The following is a 1,771-nucleotide window of genomic DNA, read 5'->3' on the forward strand; positions in this document are numbered from 1 at the left end:
GCTCCGGGTTTACGGTCACGCCCACGATGAAGCGCTCACTGCTGCGGGTGCGTCCCTGTTCGGCAGCTCCGCGACGATCGTCTTAGGCGAAGACAGCTGACATGACTAAATCTGCGGTCGAATTGAACGGCTTCGAGGGCTGGGTGCGCTTCGCGGACCTTCCCGATGCCGACGTGCCCAGGGCTCCAGGTGTATACGTCGTAATGCGTCCGAGCGCAGCACTGCCCACGTTCCTCGAAACATCACCGGCAGGGTGGCACAAAGGCATGGACCCGACGACGGCAGTGGACGAACTTGCCCGATCCTGGGTGCCAGGTGAGCCCATCGTCTACATCGGCAAGGCGAACATGGGGCGGAACAGTAATCGAGGGCTGCGCAAACGGCTGTCGGAGTACCGCAGGTTCGGTGCAGGTGCTCGCGCTGGCCATTCAGGCGGTCGGCGAATCTGGCAGCTGGCCGACTCCGCTGACCTTCTGGTCGGGTGGAGGGTGACGGACGATCTGGACGCCAGGCGCGTCGAGCGCGAGATGATTGCCCGCTTCAGAGCGCGGCACGGGGTACGTCCCTTTGCCAACAGGGCGGACTAACCCGAGCGCTTCGATTCACATACCGACTGGCGGCACATTGTCGGCACACTACGGGGGCTCTGCAAGTGAGCTACCGTGGTCGCATATCAGTCTGACCTGCGTAAACGCTGGTGGGCGCAGAGGGGTTCGAACCCCCGACCGCTGGTGTGTAAAACCAGAGCTCTACCGCTGAGCTATACGCCCGAGTACCGGTGGCCGAAACCACCGGAACGCTTGGAGAAATTTATCGTCTCTGCGCCCGATCTCCAATTCGGCAGGTCAGGCGCCTATCGATCTCACACCGAAGCCAGTGCCGTCTCCCACGCTGACGGATCACGCGCTTCTCCCGGCTGGTTCATCTCCGCGTACCGAATGATCCCGTCCTTGTCGATGACGAAGGTGCCTCGGTTGGCGAATCCGGCTTTGTCGTTGAACACCCCGTACGCCTGCGCGACGGATCCGTGCGGCCAGAAATCCGACAGCAGCGGAAAGGTGTACCCCTGCTCGGCCGCCCAGATCTTGTGCGTCGGCGGAGGGCCGACAGAGATCGCGAGAATGGCGGTGTCGTCGTTCTCGAACTTGGGCAGACCGTCACGGACCTTGCACAGTTCGCCCTGGCAAGTCCCCGTGAACGCGAGTGGATAGAAGACCAGTAGGACGTTCTTGTCGCCGCGGTACGACGACAAGGTCACTTCCTGATTGTTCTGGTCCTTGAGGGTGAAGTCGGGCGCCTCTGCGCCCACCTCGAGTGGCATCGAATCCGGTCTTTCTGTTCGGGGGGTCGCTACCGTTTGGTCGCCCGTGTCTTCGGCTGCACCAGTCGGCTGCCGATCCAGTCACCGAGATTGGCGGCCGAGGTCTGCGTCAACCCTGCGGTCGGCGCCGATTCGGCGATCTCACTCGGCTCGACATGTCCCGGGAGTCCGGTCTTGGGGCTGAGGACCCAGACGAATCCATCGTCCGAGAGCGGACCGATGGCATCCATCAGTGCGTCGACAAGATCACCATCGCCGTCGCGCCACCACAGCAACACCACGTCGATGACCTCGTCGGAGTCCTCGTCGACAGTCTCACCGCCGATGGTGTCCTCTACGTCGGCACGCAGGTCGTCGTCTGTGTCCTCGTCCCAGCCCAGCTCCTGAACGACCAAGTCGCGGGTGATACCAAGTTTCTGAGCGTAGTTCTGAGCGTCCGCCGCGGCGACC

3 protein-coding genes and 1 tRNA gene are annotated in these 1,771 nt (G+C 62.8%); 1 reads left to right on the forward strand and 3 read right to left on the reverse strand.

Annotation, left to right across the window (positions count from 1 at the left end; translation table 11 throughout):
- The first annotated feature begins 101 nt into the window (after window positions 1–101).
- On the forward strand, window positions 102–587 hold the full coding sequence (locus A2J03_RS14010; protein ID WP_068374897.1) for a hypothetical protein: 486 nt from the start codon (window positions 102–104) through the stop codon (window positions 585–587).
- Window positions 588–695: 108 nt separating this feature from the next.
- Here the strand turns inward: A2J03_RS14010 and A2J03_RS14015 are convergent.
- The 3 genes from A2J03_RS14015 to A2J03_RS14025 form a co-directional block, all read right to left on the reverse strand.
- A tRNA-Val gene (locus tag A2J03_RS14015) sits at window positions 696–770 on the reverse strand.
- 92 nt (window positions 771–862) lie between these two features.
- Window positions 863–1,321: a peroxiredoxin gene (locus A2J03_RS14020; RefSeq protein WP_068374900.1), complete on the reverse strand. Its 459-nt coding sequence runs from the start codon at window positions 1,319–1,321 to the stop codon at window positions 863–865.
- A gap of 29 nt (window positions 1,322–1,350) precedes the next feature.
- The coding region (locus tag A2J03_RS14025; RefSeq protein ID WP_068374902.1) for a DUF3052 domain-containing protein at window positions 1,351–1,771 on the reverse strand (421 nt) is incomplete at its 5' end.

This window comes from Rhodococcus sp. EPR-157, assembly GCF_001647195.1.
Taxonomy (GTDB): Bacteria; Actinomycetota; Actinomycetes; order Mycobacteriales; family Mycobacteriaceae; genus Rhodococcoides.

Coding starts and splice junctions, on each gene's coding strand:
- A2J03_RS14010 (WP_068374897.1), top strand. CDS start 102: ATGACTAAATCTGCGGTCGAATTGAACGGCTTCGAGGGCTGGGTGCGC.
- A2J03_RS14020 (WP_068374900.1), bottom strand. CDS start 1,321: ATGCCACTCGAGGTGGGCGCAGAGGCGCCCGACTTCACCCTCAAGGAC.